Below are 22,848 nucleotides of genomic sequence, written 5' to 3'. Positions count from 1 at the left end.
ACCCCATGAAGTACACGCAGCTCGGACGTACCGGCCTCAAAGTCAGCCGACTCGTACTCGGCACCATGAACTTCGGCCCCCAGACCAACGAGAGCCAGAGCCACGTCATCATGGACGCGGCGCTCGACGCGGGCATCAACGTCTTCGACACCGCCAATGTCTACGGCTGGGGCGAGAACAAGGGCCGCACCGAGGAGATCATCGGCACCTGGTTCGCCCAGGGCGGTGGCCGCCGCGACAAGACGGTCCTGGCCACCAAGGTCTACGGAAGCATGGCCCCCGAGGGCGAGCCGTGGCCCAACTACGACCGCTTGTCGGCGCTGAACATCCGCCGGGCCGTGGAGGCCAGTCTCAAGCGGCTGAAGACCGACCACATCGACGTCTACCAGTTCCACCACGTCGACCGGCGGACCCCTTTCGAGGAGATCTGGCAGGCCGTCGACGTGCTGATCCAGCAGGGCAAGATCCTCTACGCGGGCTCCTCGAACTTCCCCGGCTGGAAGATCGCCCAGGCCAACGAGACCGCCGCGCGGCGCGGGATGCTCGGGCTGGTCAGCGAGCAGTGCCTCTACAACCTCGCCGAGCGGCGGGCGGAGATGGAGGTCATCCCGGCCGCCGAGGCGTACGGGCTCGGCGTCATCCCGTGGTCCCCGCTCCACGGCGGCCTGCTGGGCGGCGCCGTCCGCAAGTCCGCCGAGTCGGGGCGCACGGCCAGCGGCCGCTCGGCGGACGCCCTGTCCAACAGCACGGTGCGCGCGCAGGTGCAGGCGTACGAGGACCTGCTCGACAAGCACGGCCTGGAGCCGGGCGAGGTCGCGCTGGCCTGGCTGCTGACCCGGCCCGGGGTCACGGGCCCGATCGTCGGCCCGCGTACGCCGGAGCAGCTCGCGTCGGCGTTGCGGGCCGTGGAGCTGGAGCTCTCGCAGGAGCTGCTGGCGGGGCTGGACGAGATCTTCCCCGGTCCCGGGCCGTCGCCGGAGGCCTTCGCCTGGTAGCCGGACGAGTCGGCGGGGCCGGTGGTGAGCGCTGCTACCGGTCCTACTGGCCGACCGCCGCCGCCACGACCACGACGAGGAACATCAGCACGAGTACGCCCGCCATCACGCGGTTTCTGGTCTTGGGATCCACCCTTCGAGACTAACGCGGCCGGGCCCGCTCCCCGTACCGAGGGCCGGGCCCGGCCGGGCCGCTCCCGGGCCCGGGTCTCGTCGGGTGTCGCAGATCACGGCGTCACCGGCCTGGTGTCGGGCGGCGGGCCGGCTCTCAGCGGCCCAGCGGCCAGGCCGCGACGACCTCGTAGCGCGGCTGCTCCCCGGGGACCCCGTCCACGGGCAGGCGGCTGCGCACCAGGCTCAGTTCGGACACCTGCCAGGGGGCGCCCTCGAAGGCCGCGAGCCCGTCCGCGTACGGCCGCAGGTCGGTTCCGCCACGGGACCGGGCCACGGTGAGGTGCGGTGTGTACCGGCGGTGCTGCTCCATCGGTACGCCGGCCCGGCGGGCGGCGGCGTCGGCCCGCTCGGCGAGCATCCGCATCGCGTCGATGCCCCCGGCGGCGCCGACCCACAGGACGTGCTCCCCGAAGTGCCCGGAGCCGTGCAGGCGCAGCGCGAAGGGCGCACTGCGGGCTGCGGCCCGGGCCAGCCGTACGTGCAGCTCCGGCAGCACCTCGTCCCGTACCTCCCCCATGAAGGCGAGCGTGAAGTGCCAGGCCGCCTCCCCGGTCCACCGCAGCGCGGGATCACGGGGCAACCCCCGCACGGCATCGGCCAGTTCGGCGACCGCTGCCGCGGGCGGCAGCACAGCGGCGAAGAGTCTCATGCGGCGAGACTAGGCCCTGCCCGGCCGATCTCCGTGGGCCCGCGCTGCCTGGCACGGCGCCTCCCTGCGTTGTCGGAGCGCGCGAGTACGGCCACGTACGAGCTGCGCCCCTGCGCCTTGCGATGCACCGCACCAGACAACGCGGACTGATCCACGAAGATCGCCCGGACGGACCTAGGCCGCCGTGACCAGGTCGCGGCGGGAGGAGGGGACGAAGGCCACGCCGTGGCGGTTCACGCGCAGGCGGAGGTTGCCGATCCGGGCCAGGACCACCGCGATGGCGACCGAGGCGGCCAGGGAGACGACACCGCCCGCGGCCATGCCGATCCGTGCGCCGTAGGTGTCCGTGATCCAGCCCACCAGCGGGGCGCCGAGGGGGGTGCCGCCGGTGAACACCATCATGAACAGGGCCATGACGCGGCCGCGCATCTCCGGGTCCGTCGCCATCTGGACGCTGGAGTTGGCCGTGACGTTGACGGTCAGGCCGAAGATCCCGATGGGTACGAGCAGCGCGGCGAACAGCCAGAAGCCGGGCGCGAAGGCGGTCACGAGCAGCAGGACCGAGAAGAGCACGGCGGCCGTCACCAGCAGGCGCAGCCTCGGCTGCCCGCGGCGGGCCGCGAGGAGGGCGCCCGCCAGGGAGCCCGCGGCGATCAGCGTGTTGAAGAGCCCGTAAGTGCCCGCGTCGCCGTGGAAGACGTTGCTCACGAACGCCGACAGCCAGATCGGGAAGTTGAACCCGAAGGTGCCGATGAAGCCCACGAGTGCGATCGGCCAGATCAGCTCCGGGCGGCCGGCGACGTAGCGCAGGCCTTCGCGGAGCTGGCCCTTGGTGCGGGGGCGCGGCTCGACGGGGTGCAGCTCGTGCACGCGCATCACCAGCAGGCCGGCGATGGGCGCGGCGAACGACAGGCCGTTCAGCAGGAAGGCCCAGCCGGAGCCGACGGCGGTGATCAGCACACCGGCGAGCGCCGGGCCGACCAGCCGCGCGGACTGGAAGTTGGCCGAGTTGAGACTGACGGCATTGGCCAGCTGGTCCTTGCCGACCATCTCCGAGACGAAGGTCTGCCGGGCCGGGTTGTCCACGACGGTGACGAGGCCCAGCAGGAAGGCGGCGAGGTAGACGTGCCAGACCTGGACGTGTCCGGCCAGGGTGAGCGCGGCGAGTGCGATGCCGGTCAGGCCCATCGCGCCCTGGGTGCCGATCAGCAGGGGCCGCTTGGGCAGCCGGTCGGCGAGGACGCCTCCGTAGAGGCCGAACACCAGCATCGGCAGGAACTGCAGGGCGATGGTGATGCCGACGGCGGAGGCCGAACCGGTCAGGGACAGCACCAGCCAGTCCTGGGCGATGCGCTGCATCCAGGTGCCGGTGTTCGAGACGACCTGGCCGGTCGCGAAGAGCCGGTAGTTCCGGATCTTGAGCGAGCTGAACATCGAGTTCTTGCCCGCGGGCGGCGCAGTTTGTGCGGGTGCGGTTTGTGCGGGTGCGGTGCCCGTGGGCGCGGTGCCCGCGGTCGCTGCGGTAGCGGGGGTGGATATGTGGCCGGGTGCGGAGTTTGCTCCGGTTCCCGTACTCAAAAGCGTTCGCCTCCTGGCGTCGTTCCTACAGGTGTGCGAGCTTCTCCAGGACGGGTGCGGCCTCGCGCAGCTTGGCCCACTCGTCCTCGGTCAGCTCGGCCGCGAGCCCGGCCAGGAAGGCGTTGCGCTTGCGGCGGCTCTCTTCGAGCATCGCCACGGCTTCCTCCGTCTGGCTGACCACCTTCTGGCGGCGGTCGTCGGGGTGCGGCTCCAGCCTGACCAGTCCCTTGGCCTCCAGCAGCGCGACGATGCGTGTCATTGACGGCGGTTGGACGTGCTCGCGGCGGGCCAGCTCACCGGGGGTGGCCTGGCCGCAGCGGGCGAGGGTGCCGAGGACCGACATCTCGGTCGGGCTCAGCGATTCGTCGACGCGCTGGTGCTTCAGGCGCCGGCCCAGTCGCATGACGGCGGAGCGGAGGTCGTTCACGGCGGCGGCGTCGTCGCCATGGGTGAGGTCAAGCATGTCCTTAGAATAACTCATTACCCTAGCTAAGGACCACCGGTTATCTCCGTCACTCGTACGGGTGAGTCCGGCGCGGAAAGTGACACGCGTAGGCGGCGTCTGCCCCGAGTCTTTCGCCATGGGGACACATGTGCTCAGCATGCGCATAGACGGGGAGCTCCTCGAAAGGCTCCGGATCCACGCCGCCAAACGCGGAATGAGCGTCCAGGACTATGTCGTCCGGACGCTCATTCGCGATGACTTCGACGAGCGCTTCAAGGCGGCCGTCGACGAGACGGAGAAGTTCTACGGCCTCACATGAGGCCCTGCGGCTTACGTGAGGCCGAGGGCCGGCAGCGCGTAGTAGAAGACGAAGACCGCCGCCACGACGTACATCGCCACCGGCACGCCGCGGCCGCGGCCCGTCGCCAGGCGCAGCGCGCAGAAGCTCACGAAGCCGATGCCGATGCCGTTGGTGATCGAGTAGGTGAAGGGCATCATCACCATGGCCAGGAAGGCCGGGACGGCGATGGTGAAGTCGCCCCAGTCGATGTCCTTCACCGAGCCCGCCAGGATGAGGAAGCCCACCGCCACCAGGGCGGGTGTGGCGGCCTGGGAGGGGACCATCGTCGCGAGCGGGGTGAGGAAGAGCGCCACGGCGAAGAGGCCGCCCGTCACCACGTTCGCCAGGCCCGTACGGGCGCCCTCGCCGACCCCGGCCGTGGACTCCACGAAGCAGGTGGTGGCGGAGGACGAGGTCGCGCCGCCCGAGGCGACGGCCAGGCCGTCCACCAGCAGGACCCGGTTGATGCCGGGGAAGTCGCCGTTCCGGTCGATCAGCTTGGCCTCGTCGCCGACGCCGAGGATGGTGCCCATGGCGTCGAAGAAGCAGGACAGCAGCACCGTGAAGACGAAGAGCAGGCCCGTCAGCAGGCCGACCTTCCCGAAGCCGCCGAACAGGCTGACCTGCCCGACCAGCCCGAAGTCGGGCGCGGCGAGCGGATTGCCCGGCCACTCGGGGACGGTGAGGCCCCACGCCGTGGCGGGCAGTTCCGCGATCAGCTGCACGGCGACCGCGACGACGGTCATGACCACGATGGAGATCAGGATCGCGCCGGGCGTCTTGCGGATCAGCAGCGCGAGGGTCAGCAGTACGCCGACGACGAAGATCAGGACCGGCCAGCCGAGCAGGTGGCCGCCCGAGCCGAGCTGGAGCGGGACCGTGGTGTGCGCGGCGTCCGGGATGCGGGAGACGAAGCCGGAGTCGACCAGGCCGATCAGCATGATGAAGAGGCCGATGCCGATGGCGATGCCCTTGCGCAGGCCCAGGGGCACGGCGTTCATGACCCGCTCGCGCAGGCCGGTGGCGACCAGCAGCATCACCACGAACCCGGCCAGGACCACCATGCCCATGGCGTCGGCCCAGCTCATGCGCGGGGCGAGCTGGAGGGCGACGACGGTGTTCACGCCCAGACCGGCGGCGAGGGCGATCGGGACGTTGCCGATGACACCCATGAGGAGCGTGGAGAAGGCGGCCGTCAGCACGGTCGCCGTCACCAGCTGGCCACCGTCGAGCTGGTGACCGTACATGTCCTTCGCGCTGCCCAGGATGATCGGGTTGAGCACGATGATGTACGCCATCGCGAAGAAGGTCGCGAAGCCGCCACGGACCTCGCGGGCCACGGTCGAGCCGCGCTCGGAGATCTTGAAGTAGCGATCCAGTCCGGTCGTTCCCCCGGGGGAGGGCTCGGGGGCGGTGGGCGCGGAGGCGGGGGCGGGGGTGGTCATACCGTCCTCATTGGGTGGTTCCTACGAAGAAAATGGGCCACGCCCAAACCGTTTCAGTATGAACACATGAACGAAGGCGCGTCCATCTCCGCGCGTAGATGCCCCGAGGCCGCACGGCCCCGAGGTGGATCGGGCGGCACCCCTAGACTTGCCGCATGGCGAAATGGACTGCGAAGCACGAGGCACCCGAGCCCCTTGAGGGCCCGGTCGTCGCGACCGTCACCGGAGGCACGATCCTCTGGTTCGCCCTCTTCCTCGTCCAGCTGCCCTTCTACGGATGGTTCGCCGACCGGGGCCGGCTGTGGTGGGTGTGGACCTGTGCGGCCGGGGGCTTCCTCGGACTGATCGGCATCTGGTACGTCCGGGGGCGCGAGGCGGCGCTCAAGCGCCAAGCGGAAGCCGACGCGGAGGCAGACGCGGACCCCGCCGCGGGGGCGGACCGGGCGGACCGGGCGGAGCGGGCGGACCGGACGGACCGCGCTGACCAGGCGGACCACGGCGAGCCGGGCGCGCAGGGCAGCGCGGCTTCGTAGCTCCACGCTCCACGCTTCTCGCTCCACGCTCCTCGCTCCACGGTGGCGCGGCGCCGGCTCGGCGCCCCGCGCGCGCCGCCCGACCCCGGGACGATTTCCCTCATCCTGAAGTCGCATCTTCATCCCGCTCGGGGGGTCAACCAGTGCCGCCCCCCTTACCGTCGAAAGCATGACTCAGCGGGCGAAGATCGAATCTGATGGACCGGAGCCGGGCGCCGGCAGGGCCGTCGGCGGCCGCACCGCCATCGCGGCGGGTTTCGAGCTGGACCCGGTCCACCCCGTGGAGCCGCCCGCCCCCGCCCCCGCGTTCAAGCCCGGCGGCCTGAGCACCGCCGAAGTCGCCGAACGGGTCGCCCGGGGAGACGTCAACGACGTCCCCGTACGCTCCTCGCGCTCCACCACCGAGATCATCCGCGCCAATGTCCTCACCCGCTTCAACGCGATCATCGGCGTGCTCTGGGTGGTCATGCTGTTCGTCGCGCCCATCCAGGACAGCCTCTTCGGTTTCGTCATCATCGCGAACACCGGCATCGGCATCATCCAGGAGCTGCGCGCCAAGAAGACCCTGGACGGCCTCGCCGTCATCGGCGAGGCCAGGCCCAGTGTCCGCCGCGACGGCAGGACGGCCGGCATCCCCACCTCCGAGATCGTCCTCGGCGACGTCATCGAGCTCGGCCCCGGCGACAAGGTGGTCGTGGACGGCGACGTCGGCGAGGCCGACGGCCTGGAGATCGACGAGTCGCTGCTCACCGGCGAGGCCGACCCCGTCCTGAAGAGGCCCGGCGACCAGGTGATGTCCGGCTCCTTCGTCGTGGCCGGCGGCGGCGCCTTCACCGCGACCAAGGTCGGCCGCGAGGCCTACGCCGCGCAGCTGGCCGAAGAGGCCTCCCGCTTCACCCTCGTCCATTCGGAGTTGCGCTCCGGCATCTCCACCATCCTCAAGTACGTCACGTGGATGATGATCCCGACCTCCGTCGGCCTGATCATCAGCCAGCTGGTCGTCAAGGACTCCAACCTCAAGGACTCCATCGCCCGGACCGTCGGCGGCATCGTCCCGATGATCCCCGAGGGGCTCGTGCTCCTCACCTCCGTGGCCTTCGCGATCGGCGTGATCCGGCTCGGCCGCAAGCAGTGCCTGGTCCAGGAGCTCCCCGCGATCGAGGGCCTCGCCCGCGTCGACGTGGTCTGCCTCGACAAGACCGGCACCCTCACCGAGGGCGGCATGGACGTCACCGAGCTCCGCCCGCTCGGCGGCGCGGACACGGCGTACGTCCAGAAGGTGCTGGGCGCGCTCGGCGAATCCGATCCCCGGCCCAATGCCAGCCTGCAGGCGATCATCGACGCCTACCCCGTCACCCCGGAGTGGCGCTGCACCGAGTCGCTGCCGTTCTCCTCCGCCCGCAAGTACAGCGGCGCCAGCTTCAGCGAGGGCGACGGGGAGAACAACACCTGGCTGCTCGGCGCCCCCGACGTGCTGCTGGCGGCCGGTGATCCGGCGCTCGGCGAGATCGACCACCTCAACGAACAGGGGCTACGGGTCCTGCTCCTGGCCAGGTCCGGCCGCGAACTGGACGACGAGGCCGTGGCGACCGGGGCCGAGCCGGTCGCGCTGGTCGTACTGGAGCAGCGACTGCGCCCCGACGCCGCCGAGACGCTGCGCTACTTCGAGGACCAGGACGTCAGCGCCAAGGTCATCTCCGGTGACAACGCGGTCTCCGTCGGCGCGGTCGCCGGCAAGCTGGGGCTGCCGGGCGCGGAGAACACCGTGGACGCCCGCACCCTGCCGCCCGAGCGGCCCGGCATGGGGGAGGCCCTCGACAAGAACTCCGTCTTCGGACGCGTCACCCCGCAGCAGAAGCGGGACATGGTCGGCGCCCTGCAGTCCAGGGGGCACACGGTGGCGATGACCGGCGACGGCGTCAACGACGTGCTCGCGCTGAAGGACGCGGACATCGGCGTCAGCATGGGCTCCGGCTCGGAGGCCACCCGCGCCGTCGCGCAGATCGTCCTCCTCAACAACAGCTTCTCGACCCTCCCCTCGGTGGTCGCCGAGGGCCGCCGGGTCATCGGCAACATCACCCGCGTCGCCACCCTCTTCCTCACGAAGACGGTCTATTCGGTGCTGCTGGCCATCCTGGTGGTCTGCTCGCAGGTCGAGTACCCCTTCCTGCCACGCCACCTGACGCTGCTGTCCACCCTCACCATCGGCATCCCGGCCTTCTTCCTGGCGCTGGCCCCGAACAAGGAACGCGCGAGGCCGCACTTCGTCAGGCGGGTGATGCGGTACGCGATCCCGGGCGGCGTGGTCGCGGCGACGGCCACCTTCGTGACGTACCTGGTCGCGCGCCACCACTACACCGGCGCGGACGCCCTGAAGTCGGAGACCAGCGCGGCGACGCTCGCGCTGTTCCTGACCTCGATGTGGGTGCTGGCGATCATCGCCCGCCCGTACACGTGGTGGCGGGTCGGCCTGGTCGGCGCGATGGGGGGCGCCTTCCTCATCGTCCTCGTCGTGCCGTGGCTGCAGGACTTCTTCCAGCTCAAGCTGGAGGGCACCACGATGCCGTGGATCGCCGTGGGCGTCGCGGCGGGCGCCGCCGCCCTGATCGAGTTCACCTTCCGCTGGGTCGACCGCCGGTTCCCGGCGTGAGCGGGGCCGGGGGGCGGCGCGGGGCCCGCCCCCGGGCCCGTACACCGCCTGCGCCCGTGGACGGCCCCGCCCGTCACCGGGCCTCTCAGTCGAACCAGCGGTCGCGGGCCAGTTCCGCCGTGCGGGACGGGTCCTCCAGGAGGGCCGCCACCTCGAAGCGGCGCGGCCACTGGCCGGCCGACCAGGCCAGGCCCGCCGCCACGCCCTCCAGGGTGGAGGCGTGGACCGTGCCGTCGGGCGTGCGGCGCCAGTCCAGTTCGGTGCCGCCGGCGATCAGTTCCTCGTGCTCGATGTACACCCTCGGGGTGGCGGGCCCGAGGAGCTGGACCACGGACTGCGGTACCTCGTGCTCCTCGCCCGGTGTGGTGACCTCCGCCGGGACCGTCTCCGACAGGCGTCGGACCTGGAGCAGGTCCGCGAGGTCCGCCGCGCGGGACGGCGTCACCGGCAGCAGCGGCAGTCCCTCCGTCAGGGGGAGGAGGTCCGGGGCGTCGGCGATGACGGCGTCGCCCGCGTCCACGACGCGGACCGCGCCGTCCACCACCGCGCGCAGGTCGTCCGGGAGGGTGACCTGCTCGGGATCCAGGTCGGCCAGGGCGCTGTACAGCCCGTACAGCTGGCGGTCGGTGACCTCGCGGTCCGGGTCGGCGAGGCGGGCCAGCAGCTCGGCGGCGCCGCCGGGTTCGTCCAGCAGGGCCCGTACGGTGGTCCGTACGCCCAGGGCCCGCAGCACCTGCTCGTCCTCGAAGCCCGTGGCGTCCGCCGAGGTGTAGAGCCCCTCCAGCAGCGCGTCGCCGCCCGCCGCGCGCAGGCCCGCCGGGCGGCGGCCGTCGAGGACCGGGTGGTCGCGCAGCCACCAGGCGGTGTACGGGCGCACCGACTGGGTGGTGCCGTCCGGAAGGAGGACGCGCACGGGCTGGGTCAGCGCGTCGCGCAGCGGCGGCTGCGCCAGCATCGCCAGCGCCTGCGGCCAGCAGTCGTCATCGACCAGGTCGAGATCGCGGACGGCGACGATCTCGGTCGCCACCGGGGGGACGGCGGTGTGCGGCAGCTGGTCGAGGAGGTCCTCGCACCACACGTCCACCGCGTCCAGCAGGCCGACGTCGTCCGGTTCGGCGAAATCGCCCTCGCGGGGCTCCAGTTCGTCCGGGTCCAGGACGACGTCGGTGGCGCGGACGAGCTGGAAGGCGGCCAGCACCCCGCAGGCCGTCAGCGGGTCCGCACCCCACCTCTCCACCAGCCGAGCGTCGCAGTACGGGACCTCGTCCTCGCGGATGACCGAGGCCAGCGGCGATCCCGGCAGGAGCAGTTCGCCCGCCGGAGTGAGCTCGCCGTCCTCGTCCGGAAGGGCCAGCGCGCCCAGCCAGGGCTCGTCGCCCGGCGCCAGATCGGCGTCCCGGACCAGGCCCAGGACCACATCCGCCAGCTCCTCGGCGTCGAGCGCGTCCTCGTCCCAGATCTCCCCGGCGTCCAGGGAGGCCGCGACGGCCGCCCGCACCTGCGGGGTCGTCAGCACGGCCCGTGGGGTGGCCGGGAGGGCTCCGAGCTTCTCCAGGAGCGGGTGCGCCGCGTCCGGGTGGGCCACCTTGAGGCCGAGACGGGTCAGGTCGGCCGGGGTGTCCGCGTCCGGCAGCAGCAGGTGGCGGGGGCCGATGGCGGTCCGGCCGTCGGCCAGCGGCACGGGCAGCCCGGACAGCCGGTCGGGGTCCACCCCGGCGAGGCTGTCGTAGAGGCGGTGCCACCAGTCGGGGGTCCGCTCGATGCCCGCGATCCGCTCGATGGCATCGCCCAGCGGGAGCCGTCCGACGCCCAGGGTGCGCAGCTCGGGGCGGCGCTCCAGGCCCGCCGGGAGGAGGGTCGGCAGGACCTCGGCGAGGACCTGTACGGTCTCGGCGCCCGCGCCCTCGACCACCTCGGCCTCGAAGGGGCGCAGCGCGGTCCGCTCCTCAGGGTGCTCGGGGGGCGCGGCGGCAGCGAGGAAGGCCGTACGGGGCAGCCGCCGCAGCACGGCCGCCCGCAGCGCGCCGTCCAGCTCGCCCTTGCCGAGCGGTCCGGGCACCAGGTCCACCAGCGCGGTGCTCACCGGATCCCAGGAGCCGAGGAGTTCGGCGTACGCGTCGGCCGCGCGCTCCACCAGGAAGTCGGTCAGCGGTCCCGGCGCGGGGTGGCGGCGGGTGGTGTCCAGCGGCAGGGTCGCGATGAGCAGGCCGGGGATGCCCAGTGGCTCGTCGGTGGGGGTCGGCGCGTGCACGACGGGTGCGGTGGCCGGGTACAGCGGGGCACCCTCGGCGTCGACGGGCACGGCCCAGGACACCGACCAGAAGGGCCGCAGGCGCTCCTCGACGGGCCGGTCGGCGAGCAGCGCCCGCTCGATGGCGCCGCCGTGGCGGACGGTGCGCCAGCGCATGGTGCCCGTGAGGGAGTCCTCGATGACGGTGTACGGCCCCTCGTCGCGGCGGCGCAGGGTGCGGGTGGCGCCGGCCGGGGTGTCCACCACGACCTCGTGCAGCCCGGGCAGGGTCAGGAGCAGCGCGTCGTCGATGCCGGCCAGCAGCCGCTCCACCAGGTCCTCGGCGAGGGCGTCGCGCAGCGGAAGCACGACGACGGTGTCGTAGCCCTCGGGCGCGCTGCCCTCGGCGGGCAGGGGCAGGCGCAGCAGCGGGACGTGGCCGTCGCGGCGGCGCAGCTCGTCGCCGAGGCCGGGGCTGCCGACGGCTGCGCCCCGGGCGAGCTCACGGGCCTCGGCGAGGGACCAGCGCACCCCGCCGTGGCGGCCCAGTACGGCGGGCTCGTCGGACACGGCGAGGACGGCCGCGAAGCCGACGCCGAAGCGGCCGACGCTCTCCCAGGGGGCCTGTCCGGGGGCTGCCGCTCCGGGCGTCGCGTCGCCGCGCTTCGCGGAGGCGCGCAGGGTGCTCAGCGACTCCACGCCCGTCGCGTCCAGCGGGGCGCCGGTGTTGGCGACGGCCAGCACCCCGTGCCCGCCCTCGCCCGGGTGCAGGGTCAGCCGCAGCCGGCCGGGCACGCCCGCCCGGGCCGCCGCGTCGGCGGCGTTCTGCGCCAGCTCGACGACGAGCCGGTCGCGGTAGCCGCCGAGCGCGAGGTCCTCCTCGGCGTTGGCGTCCTCGCGGAACCGGGCGGGGCCCGCGCCCCAGGCGTCGAGCACCCCGCGTCGCAGCCGGGCCGTGCCGAAGGGGTCCACGCCGCTTTCGGTCGCCGTCACTCGCACGCTCACGCCGCTGCCTCCAAGATTTCTTGCCTAGAGCATGAAGGTATCGCGTACACCCCCTACCGCTTGCCCGCGAGGTGGGCGGACACCACGGCGTCGGCACCCGGGCGTTGGCCGGGAGGTACGGCGGCCACGGCGGGTGACCGGGCGGAGCCCGCCGCGTGCGGCTGTCCCGTCGCCCTGCCGTCGCTTCCCCGGGCGGGAGGTGACGACGAAACCCCCGGCGACCTCGGGTCGCCGGGGGTTTCGCCTCAGACCTCAGCGAGTTAGAGCTCGCCGATCACGTAGTCGATGCAGGCGGTCAGCGCCTGCACGTCCGCCGGGTCGATCGCCGGGAACATCGCGACGCGCAGCTGGTTGCGGCCGAGCTTGCGGTACGGCTCGGTGTCCACGATGCCGTTGGCGCGCAGCACCTTGGCGACGGCCGCCGCGTCGATGTCGTCCGAGAAGTCGATCGTGCCGATGACGGCGGAGCGCTTGTCGGCGTCCACGACGAACGGGCTGGCGTACTTCGACGCCTCGGCCCAGCCGTACAGGTTGCGCGCGCTGGCCGCCGTACGGCCGGTCGTGAACTCCAGGCCGCCCTGGCTGTTCATCCACTGGAGCTGCTCGTTCAGCAGGAAGAGGGTGGCCAGTGCCGGGGTGTTGTACGTCTGGTTCTTGAGCGAGTTGTCGATCGCCGTCGGCAGCGAGAAGAACTCCGGGACGTGCCGGCCGGAGGCGTGCACGCGCTGTGCGCGCTCCAGGGCCGCCGGGGAGAACGCGGCCAGCCACAGGCCGCCGTCCGAGGCGAAGGACTTCTGCGGGGCGAAGTAGTAGACGTCCGTCTCGGTGATGTCCACCGGCAGGCCGCCGGCGCCCGAGGTGGCGTCCACCAGGACGAGGGATCCGGCGTCGGCGCCCGCGACGCGCTTCAGCGGCGCCGCGACACCCGTCGAGGTCTCGTTGTGGGTGTAGGCGTATACGTCCACTCCCGCCTCGGCCTGCGGCTCGGGGTGCGTGCCCGGCTCGGAGGAGATCACGGTCGGCGCGTCGAGCCACGGCGCGAGCTTCGCGGCCGTGGCGAACTTGGACGAGAACTCGCCGAAGGCCAGGTGCTGGGACTTCCGCTCGATCAGTCCGTGCGTCGCGATGTCCCAGAAGGCGGTGGAGCCGCCGTTGCCCAGGATCACCTCGTAGCCCTCGGGAAGGGAGAAGAGGTCCCGGATGCCCTGGCGCACCGAGCCGACCAGGTTCTTGACCGGCGCCTGGCGGTGCGAGGTTCCGAGCAGGGAGGTTCCGGTGGCGGCGAGGGCGTCCAGCGCCTCGGTCCGCACCTTGGAGGGGCCCGCGCCGAAGCGTCCGTCGGCGGGCTTGATGTCAGCGGGAATCTGGATCTCAGCCACGGGCGGAGCGTATCGGGTCCGGGTGCGGGCGACGCAGACGCGTCCACCGGATGAGACGCGTCAGCGCGTCGCTGTAAGGCAAGCCGCGCATGGGCACTCCTTACGTGCGCTTAGTCTGGATGAATGACCGCCTCCTCACCCGCATCACCCTGTTCGCCCTCCGCGACCGACGTGCCGTCGAGCGCCGCGTCCTCGGCCGCTCCGTCGGCCGGACCCGAGGGGCGCGGTGCGGGGCGGTTCGGCGGGCGGTTCGGTGCGGGGCGGTTCGGCGGCGGGCGGTTCGCTGCCGGGCGGTTCGGCCCCGTCGCCCTGGTGATCTCGGCGGGGGTCTCGGTGCAGTTCGGCGCCGCCCTCGCGGTCGTGATGATGCCGCGAGCGGGTGCGGCGGGCGTCGTCACCCTGCGCCTCGCGGCCGCGGCGATCGTGCTGCTGCTCCTGTGCCGCCCCAGAGTGCGGGGCTACTCCCGCGCGGACTGGGGCACGGTGCTCGCCTTCGGCGTGACCATGGCCGGCATGAACGGCCTCTTCTACCAGGCCGTGGACCGGATCCCGCTCGGCCCGGCCGTCACGCTGGAGGTCCTCGGACCGCTCGCCCTGTCGGTGATCGTCTCCCGCCGCCTGGTGAACCTGCTGTGGGCGGGGCTGGCCCTCGCCGGCGTGGTCCTGCTGTCCGGCCACGGCGGTGGTTCCGGCTTCGGCTCCCTCGACCCCGCGGGCGCCGCCTTCGCGCTCGGAGCGGGCGGGATGTGGGCCGCGTACATCGTGTTCAGCGCGCGTACGGGCCGCCGCTTCCCGCAGGCGGACGGCCTGGCCCTGGCGATGGCGGTGGCCGCGGTGCTCTCGCTCCCGCTCGGCGTGGTCGAAGCCGGCTCCGACCTGCTGGTCCCGAGCACGCTCGCGCTGGGCCTGGGCGTGGCCGTCCTGTCCTCGGTGCTCCCGTACACCCTGGAGCTGCTGGCGCTGCGCCGGATTCCCGCCCCGACCTTCGCGATCCTAATGAGCCTGGAACCCGCGATCGCCGCCACCGCGGGTTTCCTCGTCCTGAACCAGGCCCTGTCGGCCCTGGACGCGCTGGCCATCGCCCTGGTGATCGCCGCGAGCATGGGCGCGGTCCGCTCCCAGATCCGCAAACAGCCCGCCTGAGGCCGGGCCGGGGCTGCGGGGGCGGCGGGGGCGCGGTCCAAGGGAGCCTCGGCGCGGCCGGTCCCGCCCGGCCGTCGCGCCGGGGGACGACGGGGCGCCGGGGGACGACGGGACAGCCTCAGGCGTAGCGGGCCGCCATGGCCGTCAGCGCGGTCCTGATGGCGGCCCGCAGGGCCGGCGGGGACAGGACCTCCGCCTCCGGGCCGAGGGCGAGGAGCTGCGCCTGCGCGTGCTGCGCCGACTCGATCGGCAGCACGGCCCGCGTCCATCCGGGGAGCTCCGTGTCGGGTGTGCCGGTGGCGGTCACCGCGCGGGCCTGGAGGCCCGACAGCCGGTCCACGGCTCGCGGGGAGAGGCGTACGACCGCCTCCTCAGGGTGGAGCCGCGCATGGAAGTCGGCCTGGCTCTGCCGCCAGTGCGCGGCCAGGTCGAAGCCGTCGGGCAGTTCGAACTCCTCGGTGGTCTCCGTGACTCCGAGGATCTGGTCCACCCGGTACGTCAGCGGTCCGGTGGGTCTGCCGGACCCGCCGGGTCCCTCCGGCGCGGTGGGTCCGTCCGGCGCGGTGGGGCTCGCCACCAGGTACCAGCGCCCGGCCTTCAGGACGAGGCCGTACGGAGCGAGGCGCCGTTCCACCTCCTGCGGTTCCTTCCACCGCCGGTAGCCGATCTCGATCACCCGCCCCCGCCACACCGCGTCGGCGACCTGCGCGAGGTACGGGGTCTCCTCGTGCTCGGCGTACCAGCCGGGCGCGTCCAGGTGGAAGCGCAGCCGCATCCGGTCCGCCTGCTCCCGCAGCTCCGCGGGCAGGGCGGCGCGCAGCTTCAGCTGGGCCGTCGCCAGGGCCCGGCCCAGGCCCAGTTCCGCCGCCGGTCCCGGCATGCCCGTCAGGAACAGCGCCTCCGCCTCGTCCGGGCTGAGTCCGGTGAGCCGGGTCCGGTAGCCGGCGAGCAACTGGTAGCCCCCGCTGTGCCCGGCGTCCCCGTACAGCGGCACGCCCGCCGCGGCCAGCGCCTCCGCGTCGCGGTAGACCGTGCGTACGGACACCTCCAGCTCGCGCGCGAGCTCGGCGGCGGTCATCCGGCCCCGGGTCTGGAGGAGCAGGAGGATCGAGAGCAGGCGGCTGGACTTCACTGACACAGGATGTCAGTGAAGCGTCCCTACCGTTCCCTCGTACCGCCACACGGCCAAGGGAGCGCACACCGCATGCACGACTTCGACTTCCTCGTCGGCAGTTGGGACGTCACCAACCGCTGGCGCACCGACTTCCTCGACGCCGACAGCCAGTGGGAGGAGTTCCCGGCGGTGTCGCGCGCCTCCCGGCACTTCGACGGCGGCGCGAACTTCGACGAGATCGAGTTCCCGACGAAGGGCTTCGCCGGAATCACCCTGGCCCTGTACGACCGTGAGCGCGAGCAGTGGTCGCTCTCCTGGGCGAGCCGCCGTACCGGCACCCTGTTCCCGCCCGTCACCGGCCGCTTCGAGGGCGGCCGGGGCGTTTTCGAGGGCGATGACACGCACGACGGGAAGCCGGTGCGGGTGCGCTGCGTGTGGTCGGGGACGGAAACCGGTTCCCCCCGGTGGGAGCAGTTCTTCTCGCTGGACGGGGGCGGGAGCTGGCTGCGCAACTGGACGATGGACTTCACCCGTCGTCCCGAGGCGCTGTAGCGGTACGCCCGCTCCGGCCGGTCACGGGGGGCCGGCCGGCGCGGGCGGGTACCGGCTGCTATCCCAGCGGCAGGTCCAGATACGAGGGCGTCGGCTCCGGCGAGGTGAAGGCCAGCGTGGCGCGCGGCAGGTTGGCGTCCCCGTAGAAGGGGTCGCGGGCGTCGATCACCAGCATCAGCCGGTGCCCGCGCGGGACGTCGTACGCCGTGGCCTGGAGTTCGACGTCCGCGCTGATCAGGCTGTCGGGCGCCGAGCCGAGGTCGCTGTACGGGGCGTGCGTGACGAGGTGCGCCGTGCCGTCGGGCGCCGCGTCGAGGAGGTAGGCGAAGAAGGTCGAGCCCGGGTTCGGTGCCCGGTAGGTGACGCGGAGCCTGGGCGTGCCGCGCAGCCGGGTGGTCTCCGGCGCCGGGGCCGCGGTCCATACGGCGCAGACGCTGCGGTCGATGTCGTCCGTCCGGTAGACCTTCGGGCGGCCGGCGATCTCCTGGTAGCCGGAGGTGACGACGGCGTCGGCGACGGTCGCCGGGGTGTCGATTCCGCACAGCACGTTCGCCGTCCAGCCGGCCTCCGGCTCTTCGGCCAGCTCCCCGCCGCCGACGAGGTGCAGCCGGCGTACCTCCTCGGTGAGGGAGGGCCAGGTCGGACGGGGCTCCAGGGCCTTGCTCCACATCACCTCGCTGACCACCTGGCCTTCGGCGCCGATGCCGTTGTCGATGCCCTTGAGGTGGTGGTCGAACCAGCGGTGTGCGTCCGTCCAGATCCGGTTGGGCAGGCCGAGCATGCCGGCCGCCTCCGGGCCGGAGTGGTCGCCGATGGAGAAGGCCAGCCGCTTGGGGCCGGTGAGCTCGTTGAACATCTTCAGGGTCTGGTTGCCCGGGAAGAGCGTCTCGTGCCAGGCGTGGGAGAAGAAGACGGGCACCTGGCGGCCGTTGAGCTCCTTGATGTGGGTGAAGGGGGAGCGTGCCTCCGCCCAGCGCAGGGTGCCCGCGATGTCGCGGTTGGCGAGCACGTTGTCGAAGACGGCCCGGGTCTGCTCGCTCAGCCGCGCCTTCTCGGCCGCTTTCAGGAGCGCCCGTACGGCCGCGATGTGGCGGGTTGAGTTCTCGTAGAAGGCCTCCCCGAGGTCGCCCCAGGTGCTGAGGGCGACCACGGCGTCGACGCGGGGATCGTGCGCGGCGGCCAGCTGGCTGATGCCGGATCCGTACGAGTCCCCGAGGAAGCCGATCCTCGTCACCGGGCCGGCGGTGCGCTCGATGAGGTGGTCCAGGGCCAGGCGGGCGTCGGCGACGTCGAACGGGCCCGCCACGTCGACCTGGCCCTGCGAGCCGGCGAAGCCGCGGGTCGTGTAGGCGAGGACGTTGTAGCCGCGGGTCGCGAAGAGGGCGCCTGGACGGCGTACGCGAGCCAGCCGAGGCTGGTCCACGGCGAGGGCATCACGATGACCGGCCGCGGCTCGGGCCCGGTGTGCCGCCAGAGCGCGGCGGCGAGCTGGTCCCCGCCGTGGCCGGTCACCTTGACGCGGCTGAAGACGGCGACCGAGCGGGCCTCGGCGACCTCGGCGGCGCGGGCGGGGGCGAGGCCGGTGACGTCACCGCTCTCCAGGGCCGTGACGAAGGCGGTGAGGGCGGCGGCGTCGAGCTGGGGGTGGAGGGAGAAGGAGGGAGCGGAGTCGGCAGCTGGTGTCACGTCGGTTCAACCTCTTCGGCGTCGGCGTCGGCGTCGTCGTCGGACGACAGGGGGTGTGAACGTGGTGCGCGCCGCGTCCGGGCCCGGAGCGGAATGTGCGGTGGAACGGTGCGTGGCGTGTTCCGTGAGGCGCTGCGGAAGTCAGCGGCAAGCTCGGCCGAGAGCCCAGTATCGACCGGACATCGGTGACGTATCGCGAGTTTCCGGCTTACGGCCTGAATCGCCCTCCGGTGTCCGGTGCTCCGCGTACGCCCGGACCTGAGGCCGTCAGGCGTGTTCGCCACTTCCCTTTCCCAGCAGGGCAGTTGGGACCGTGGCCAGAACGCGCCGCTCCTGCCAAAAATCATGCAAGCGTGCTTGATTGTTTTGCTGGAGGCTGCCACTCTTCCCCTCACGCCGAGAGGGGAGCGCACCGTGCTCGATCCGTCCGCTGGCTCCGTCTTCGCCGATCTGCGCGAGGAGGGACGAGAACTCGATGGGCTCATGGGGCAGTTGGCCCCGTCCGCCTGGGCCCTTCCCACCCCCGCGCCCGGCTGGACCATCGCGCACCAGATCGCCCATCTGCACTGGACGGACCGGGCCGCGCTGGTCTCCCTCACCGACGCCGCCGGCTTCGGCCGTCTGGTGGAGGAGGCTCTGAAGGCGCCCGATTCCTTCGTGGACGAGGGAGCGCGCGAGGGTGCGGCGCTGGCTCCCGCCGAGTTGCTGGACCGCTGGCGCGTCGGGCGCAGCGCCCTGGACGAGGCGCTCGCAGCGGCTTCGCCCGACACCCGGTTCCCCTGGTACGGGCCGCCGATGAAGGCCGCCTCGATGGCGAGCGCCCGTCTCATGGAGACCTGGGCGCACGGCCAGGACGTGGCCGACGCGCTCGGCGTACGCCGCACGCCGACCGCGCGGCTGCGGCACGTGGCGCGGATCGGGGTACGGGCCCGCGACTACGCCTACTCCGTACGCGCACTGCCCGCCCCCGCCGAAGAGTTCCGGGTCGAGCTGGCCGCGCCCGATGGCGCGGGCGTGTGGACGTACGGGCCCGCGCGGGCCCGGCAGCGGATCACGGGCCCGGCCCTCGACTTCTGCCTCCTGGTGACGCGGCGGGCCCACCGGGCGGACCTCGCCCTGCGCGCGGTCGGCGACGACGCGGACCGCTGGCTGGACATCGCCCAGGCCTTCGCGGGCCCGCCCGGCCCCGGCCGCGCACCGACCGCGGCTCCCACGCCCGCGCAGGCCCCGAGTCGGGGTGGGACGGCGGATCGGACTGCGGATCCCGCGCCGCAGACCCCGCCCGCGCCGCATTCCGCACGGGAAGCCGCGCCGGGCGCCGGGCCCGCATCGCAGACCCCGCCCGCGCCGGATTCCGTACGGGAAGCCGCGCCGGGCGCCGGGCCCGCACCGCGGACCCCGCCCGCACCGGATTCCGCACCCGCCCCGGAGTCCGCCCGATGAGCCGGCCTTCGGTGCCCGGCCGCCGTCCCCTGCGCATCGGCAATGCCTCCGGCTTCTACGGCGACCGCTTCAGCGCCCTGCGCGAGATGCTGACCGGCGGCCCGCTGGACGTGCTGACCGGGGACTACCTGGCCGAGCTGACCATGCTCATCCTCGGCCGCGACCGCCTGAGGAATCCGGACCTCGGCTACGCCAAGACCTTCCTCCGCCAGTTGGAGGACGGGCTCGGGCTCGCGCGGGAGCGGGGCGTACGGATCGTCGCCAACGCGGGCGGCCTCAACCCCGCCGGACTCGCCGCCGCAGTCCGCGCCCTGGCGGCCGAGGCGGGCGTCCCCGTTCGCGTCGCCCACGTCGAGGGCGATGACCTGATGCCGTACGGGGACGGCGCCCTGACGGCCAACGCCTACCTCGGCGGCGCCGGGATCACCGCCTGCCTGCGGGCGGGCGCGGACGTGGTCGTGACCGGGCGGGTCACGGACGCGGCGCTGGTCAGCGGCTCGGCGGCCTGGTGGTTCGACTGGGCGCCCGAGGACTACGACCGGCTTGCGGGGGCTGTGGTCGCCGGCCACGTGCTGGAATGCGGCACGCAGGCCACCGGTGGCAATTACGCCTTCTTCACCGCGCACGACGTCCGCCGCCCGGGCTTCCCCCTCGCGGAGATCTCCGAGGACGGGTCATCGGTGATCACCAAGCATCCGGGCACGGGCGGAGCCGTCACCACCGGCACCGTCACGGCCCAGCTGCTCTACGAGACCCAGGGCGTGCGCTACCTCGGCCCGGACGTGACGGCCCGCCTCGACACGATCCGCCTGGAGGAGCCGGGCCCCGACCGCGTACGCATCACGGGAGTCGTGGGCGAGCCCCCGCCGTCCACCCTCAAGGTGGGCGTCACCCGCATCGGCGGCTGGCGCAACGAGGTGGTCTTCGTCCTCACCGGCCTGGACATCGAGGCGAAGGCGGATCTGGTCCGGGCACAGCTCGCCGAAGCCCTGGCCGGGGTGGCCGAGTCCGCCTGGACCCTGTCGCGCACCGACCACGAGGACGCCGCGACCCAGGAGACGGCCAGTGCCCTGCTGCGCCTGGTCGTCCGCGACCCGTCCCCGGAGCCCGTCGGCCGCGCCCTGACCTCGGCGGCCGTCGAACTCGCCCTCGGCAGCTATCCGGGCTTCCACGTCACCTCCCCACCCGCCCCCGCCCAGCCGTACGGAATCTTCACCTCGGCCTCCGTCCCCTCCGCCTCGGTCCCCCACACGGCAGTCCTCCCGGACTTTTCCCGCATCCGGATCCCCCCGCCCCCGACGCCCCGCCCCGCACCGCCTTCCCCTGCGGCGGAGCCGCACGGGGGCACCGGGAGCGGGGGAGAGGCGGGGCAGCGCCACCCCGGGCTGCCGACGACCCGCGCACCCCTGGGCGCGGTGGCCGGGGCGCGCAGCGGCGACAAGGGCGGTGACGCGAATGTCGGGGTGTGGGCCGAGTCCGACGAAGCCTGGCACTGGCTTCAGGAGGTGCTGACCGTTGAGGTGTTCCAGGACCTGCTCCCGGAGACCCGGCCCCTGGCGGTGGCCCGCCACGTCCTGCCGCGCCTGCGCGCCCTGAACTTCACCGTCACCGGCATCCTCGGCGACGGCGTGGCCTCCGGGCACCGCTTCGACCCCCAGGCCAAGGCCCTCGGCGAATGGCTGCGCGCCCGCCACCTCGACATCCCCACCCACCTCCTCCCACCCCCGGCCCCACCGCCGCCTCCGCCCCCACCATCGGCCGGGGCGCCGGCCCCGGCCCGCCGCCCGGGCCCCGCCCCGACCCCGCACGGCGCCGCTGACGCACCGGCGCCGGGCCACACGACCGCGACCCCACCGGAGGTGACCCGCCCATGACCCGTCTCGCCACCACCGTCGACCCCCTCGCCCCCGACCACGTCGCCGCCCGCACCGCCGCCCTCGAACGCCTCGCCGCCCTCGACGCCGAACACGCCAAGGCCCTCCAGGGCGGCGGCGAGAAGTACACCGCCCGCCACCGCACCCGGGGCAAACTCCTGGCCCGCGAACGCATCGAGCTGCTCCTCGACCCGGACACCCCCTTCCTGGAGCTGTCCCCGCTCGCGGCCTGGGGCAGCGACTACCCCGTCGGCGCCTCGATGGTCACCGGCATCGGCACGGTCGAGGGCGTCGAGTGCCTCATCACCGCCAACGACCCCACCGTCCGCGGCGGCGCCAGCAACCCCTGGACCCTGAAGAAAGCCCTGCGGGCCAACGAGATCGCCCGGCAGAACCGCCTGCCCTGCGTCAGCCTCGTGGAGTCCGGCGGCGCCGACCTCCCCTCCCAGAAGGAGATCTTCATCCCGGGCGGTGCGATCTTCCGCGACCTCACCCGGCTCTCGGCCGAGGGCATCGCGACCGTCGCGGTCGTCTTCGGCAACTCCACCGCCGGAGGCGCGTACATCCCCGGCATGTCCGACCACACCATCATGATCAAGGACCGCTCCAAGGTGTTCCTCGGCGGTCCGCCCCTGGTCAAGATGGCCACGGGCGAGGAGAGCGACGACGAGTCCCTCGGCGGAGCCGATATGCACGCCCGTACCTCCGGGCTCGCCGACCACTACGCCCTGGACGAGCCCGACGCCATCCGCCAGGCCCGCCGTGTCGTCGCCCGCCTCAACCACCGCAAGGCGCGACCCGACCCGCCCCGGGCCGAGGAGCCGGCGTACGACGCCGAGGAGCTGCTCGGCATCGTCCCGGCCAACCTCAAAACGCCCTTCGACCCGCGCGAGGTCATCGCCCGTATCGTCGACGCCTCCGACTTCGACGAGTTCAAGCCCCTGTACGGAACCAGCCTGGTCACCGGCTGGGCCACGCTCCACGGCTACCCGGTGGGCATCCTCGCCAACGCCCAGGGCGTGCTCTTCAGTGCCGAGTCGCAGAAGGCCGCCCAGTTCATCCAGCTCGCCAACCAGCGCGACATCCCGCTCCTCTTCCTCCACAACACCACCGGCTACATGGTGGGCAAGGAGTACGAGCAGGGCGGCATCATCAAGCACGGCTCGATGATGATCAACGCGGTCTCCAACTCCCGCGTCCCCCACCTCTCCGTCCTCATCGGAGCCTCCTACGGCGCCGGCCACTACGGCATGTGCGGCCGCGCCTTCGAGCCCCGCTTCCTCTTCGCCTGGCCCGGCGCCAAGTCCGCCGTCATGGGAGCCCAGCAGCTCGCGGGCGTGCTCTCCATCGTGTCGCGGCAGTCCGCCGCCGCGAGGGGGCAGGCGTACGACGAGGAGGCCGACGCCGGGATGCGGGCCTTCGTGGAGGCGCAGATCGAGTCCGAGTCCCTGCCGATGTTCCTGTCCGGGCGGCTGTACGACGACGGGGTCATCGACCCGCGCGACACCCGCACCGTCCTCGGCCTGTGCCTTTCGGCCGTCCACAACGCCCCCGTCGAGGGCGCCCGCGGCGGCTTCGGCGTCTTCCGGATGTGAGCCCGCACATGACCCTGC

The 22,848-nt window shown here is 73.0% G+C and carries 16 protein-coding genes and 1 pseudogene; 9 read left to right on the top strand and 8 right to left on the bottom strand.

Annotated elements, in window-relative coordinates; translation table 11 throughout:
* Positions 1 to 5 precede the first annotated feature (5 nt).
* Entirely contained in the window at positions 6 to 995 is a 990-nt protein-coding gene (locus tag ACWDX7_RS12450; protein WP_451490518.1) for an aldo/keto reductase, read from the top strand.
* A 268-nt stretch (positions 996 to 1,263) separates the two neighbouring features.
* On the opposite strand, the gene thpR is transcribed toward ACWDX7_RS12450, so the two are convergent.
* The 3 genes from thpR to ACWDX7_RS12435 all read right to left on the bottom strand — a co-directional run bounded on the left by thpR (position 1,264) and on the right by ACWDX7_RS12435 (position 3,859).
* On the bottom strand, positions 1,264 to 1,818 hold the full coding sequence (gene thpR, locus ACWDX7_RS12445) for an RNA 2',3'-cyclic phosphodiesterase (protein WP_451490519.1): 555 nt from the start codon (positions 1,816 to 1,818) through the stop codon (positions 1,264 to 1,266).
* A gap of 174 nt (positions 1,819 to 1,992) precedes the next feature.
* Positions 1,993 to 3,396 carry an MFS transporter gene (locus tag ACWDX7_RS12440; RefSeq protein WP_451490520.1) on the bottom strand — a complete coding sequence of 468 codons (1,404 nt, stop codon included), beginning with the start codon at positions 3,394 to 3,396 and terminating at the stop codon, positions 1,993 to 1,995.
* A 25-nt stretch (positions 3,397 to 3,421) separates the two neighbouring features.
* A complete protein-coding gene (locus ACWDX7_RS12435; protein ID WP_451490521.1) occupies positions 3,422 to 3,859 on the bottom strand; it encodes a MarR family winged helix-turn-helix transcriptional regulator in 438 nt (145 codons plus the stop codon).
* A 118-nt stretch (positions 3,860 to 3,977) separates the two neighbouring features.
* Between ACWDX7_RS12435 and ACWDX7_RS12430 the strand changes: the two genes are divergently transcribed.
* A complete protein-coding gene (locus tag ACWDX7_RS12430) occupies positions 3,978 to 4,160 on the top strand; it encodes a ribbon-helix-helix protein, CopG family (RefSeq protein WP_183067875.1) in 183 nt (60 codons plus the stop codon).
* An 11-nt stretch (positions 4,161 to 4,171) separates the two neighbouring features.
* Here the strand turns inward: ACWDX7_RS12430 and ACWDX7_RS12425 are convergent, their stop codons facing one another.
* The gene (locus ACWDX7_RS12425; RefSeq protein WP_451490522.1) at positions 4,172 to 5,626 is read right to left on the bottom strand and encodes an NCS2 family permease; all 1,455 of its coding nucleotides are present in this window, start codon (positions 5,624 to 5,626) and stop codon (positions 4,172 to 4,174) included.
* 155 nt (positions 5,627 to 5,781) lie between these two features.
* Between ACWDX7_RS12425 and ACWDX7_RS12420 the strand changes: the two genes are divergently transcribed.
* Positions 5,782 to 6,159 (top strand): DUF2530 domain-containing protein, encoded by a 378-nt coding sequence (locus ACWDX7_RS12420; RefSeq protein WP_451490523.1) that lies wholly within the window; start codon positions 5,782 to 5,784, stop codon positions 6,157 to 6,159.
* Between the two features lie 169 nt (positions 6,160 to 6,328).
* Positions 6,329 to 8,809: an HAD-IC family P-type ATPase gene (locus ACWDX7_RS12415; RefSeq protein ID WP_451490524.1), complete on the top strand. Its 2,481-nt coding sequence runs from the start codon at positions 6,329 to 6,331 to the stop codon at positions 8,807 to 8,809.
* An 85-nt stretch (positions 8,810 to 8,894) separates the two neighbouring features.
* Here the strand turns inward: ACWDX7_RS12415 and ACWDX7_RS12410 are convergent, their stop codons facing one another.
* Both ACWDX7_RS12410 and serC read right to left on the bottom strand, forming a co-directional pair.
* Positions 8,895 to 12,038: a sacsin N-terminal ATP-binding-like domain-containing protein gene (locus ACWDX7_RS12410; RefSeq protein ID WP_451490574.1), complete on the bottom strand. Its 3,144-nt coding sequence runs from the start codon at positions 12,036 to 12,038 to the stop codon at positions 8,895 to 8,897.
* 266 nt (positions 12,039 to 12,304) lie between these two features.
* Positions 12,305 to 13,423, bottom strand: coding sequence for a phosphoserine transaminase (gene serC, locus ACWDX7_RS12405; protein ID WP_451490525.1), 1,119 nt, complete (start codon positions 13,421 to 13,423; stop codon positions 12,305 to 12,307).
* 123 nt (positions 13,424 to 13,546) lie between these two features.
* Between serC and ACWDX7_RS12400 the strand changes: the two genes are divergently transcribed.
* Positions 13,547 to 14,566: an EamA family transporter gene (locus ACWDX7_RS12400; RefSeq protein WP_451490526.1), complete on the top strand. Its 1,020-nt coding sequence runs from the start codon at positions 13,547 to 13,549 to the stop codon at positions 14,564 to 14,566.
* Between the two features lie 118 nt (positions 14,567 to 14,684).
* Here the strand turns inward: ACWDX7_RS12400 and ACWDX7_RS12395 are convergent, their stop codons facing one another.
* On the bottom strand, positions 14,685 to 15,698 hold the full coding sequence (locus ACWDX7_RS12395; protein WP_451490527.1) for a helix-turn-helix transcriptional regulator: 1,014 nt from the start codon (positions 15,696 to 15,698) through the stop codon (positions 14,685 to 14,687).
* Between the two features lie 72 nt (positions 15,699 to 15,770).
* Between ACWDX7_RS12395 and ACWDX7_RS12390 the strand changes: the two genes are divergently transcribed.
* Entirely contained in the window at positions 15,771 to 16,232 is a 462-nt protein-coding gene (locus tag ACWDX7_RS12390) for a hypothetical protein (protein ID WP_451490528.1), read from the top strand.
* Between the two features lie 58 nt (positions 16,233 to 16,290).
* Here the strand turns inward: ACWDX7_RS12390 and ACWDX7_RS12385 are convergent, their stop codons facing one another.
* Positions 16,291 to 17,655, bottom strand: a complete 1,365-nt coding sequence (locus ACWDX7_RS12385) for a CocE/NonD family hydrolase (RefSeq protein ID WP_451490529.1) — start codon at positions 17,653 to 17,655, stop codon at positions 16,291 to 16,293.
* A gap of 677 nt (positions 17,656 to 18,332) precedes the next feature.
* On the opposite strand from ACWDX7_RS12385, the pseudogene ACWDX7_RS12380 reads away from it, so the two are divergent.
* The 3 genes and pseudogenes from ACWDX7_RS12380 to ACWDX7_RS12370 form a co-directional block, all read left to right on the top strand.
* Positions 18,333 to 19,127 (top strand): annotated as a pseudogene (locus ACWDX7_RS12380) (TIGR03084 family metal-binding protein); the annotation flags it as partial.
* Between the two features lie 230 nt (positions 19,128 to 19,357).
* Complete coding sequence (locus tag ACWDX7_RS12375) at positions 19,358 to 21,235, top strand: acyclic terpene utilization AtuA family protein (RefSeq protein ID WP_451490530.1); 1,878 nt, start codon at positions 19,358 to 19,360, stop codon at positions 21,233 to 21,235.
* Positions 21,232 to 22,830, top strand: coding sequence for an acyl-CoA carboxylase subunit beta (locus ACWDX7_RS12370; RefSeq protein ID WP_451490531.1), 1,599 nt, complete (start codon positions 21,232 to 21,234; stop codon positions 22,828 to 22,830). The genes ACWDX7_RS12375 and ACWDX7_RS12370 overlap by 4 nt, the downstream gene beginning before the upstream one ends.
* The last annotated feature ends 18 nt before the right edge of the window (positions 22,831 to 22,848 follow it).

Source organism: Streptomyces sp. NPDC003034 (assembly GCF_053591375.1).
Note: the sequence above shows the minus strand (reverse complement) of the source record. Positions and strands in the feature narration are given on the sequence as shown.

What these genes read in the sequence shown, in the direction of transcription:
- ACWDX7_RS12425 (WP_451490522.1), bottom strand. Translation starts at nt 5,626, where the DNA reads ATGACCACCCCCGCCCCCGCCTCCGCGCCCACCGCCCCCGAGCCCTCC.
- ACWDX7_RS12435 (WP_451490521.1), bottom strand. Translation starts at nt 3,859, where the DNA reads ATGCTTGACCTCACCCATGGCGACGACGCCGCCGCCGTGAACGACCTC.
- ACWDX7_RS12430 (WP_183067875.1), top strand. Translation starts at nt 3,978, where the DNA reads ATGGGGACACATGTGCTCAGCATGCGCATAGACGGGGAGCTCCTCGAA.
- ACWDX7_RS12375 (WP_451490530.1), top strand. Translation starts at nt 19,358, where the DNA reads ATGAGCCGGCCTTCGGTGCCCGGCCGCCGTCCCCTGCGCATCGGCAAT.
- ACWDX7_RS12420 (WP_451490523.1), top strand. Translation starts at nt 5,782, where the DNA reads ATGGCGAAATGGACTGCGAAGCACGAGGCACCCGAGCCCCTTGAGGGC.
- thpR (WP_451490519.1), bottom strand. Translation starts at nt 1,818, where the DNA reads ATGAGACTCTTCGCCGCTGTGCTGCCGCCCGCGGCAGCGGTCGCCGAA.
- ACWDX7_RS12415 (WP_451490524.1), top strand. Translation starts at nt 6,329, where the DNA reads ATGACTCAGCGGGCGAAGATCGAATCTGATGGACCGGAGCCGGGCGCC.
- ACWDX7_RS12390 (WP_451490528.1), top strand. Translation starts at nt 15,771, where the DNA reads ATGCACGACTTCGACTTCCTCGTCGGCAGTTGGGACGTCACCAACCGC.
- ACWDX7_RS12370 (WP_451490531.1), top strand. Translation starts at nt 21,232, where the DNA reads ATGACCCGTCTCGCCACCACCGTCGACCCCCTCGCCCCCGACCACGTC.
- ACWDX7_RS12450 (WP_451490518.1), top strand. Translation starts at nt 6, where the DNA reads ATGAAGTACACGCAGCTCGGACGTACCGGCCTCAAAGTCAGCCGACTC.
- ACWDX7_RS12400 (WP_451490526.1), top strand. Translation starts at nt 13,547, where the DNA reads ATGACCGCCTCCTCACCCGCATCACCCTGTTCGCCCTCCGCGACCGAC.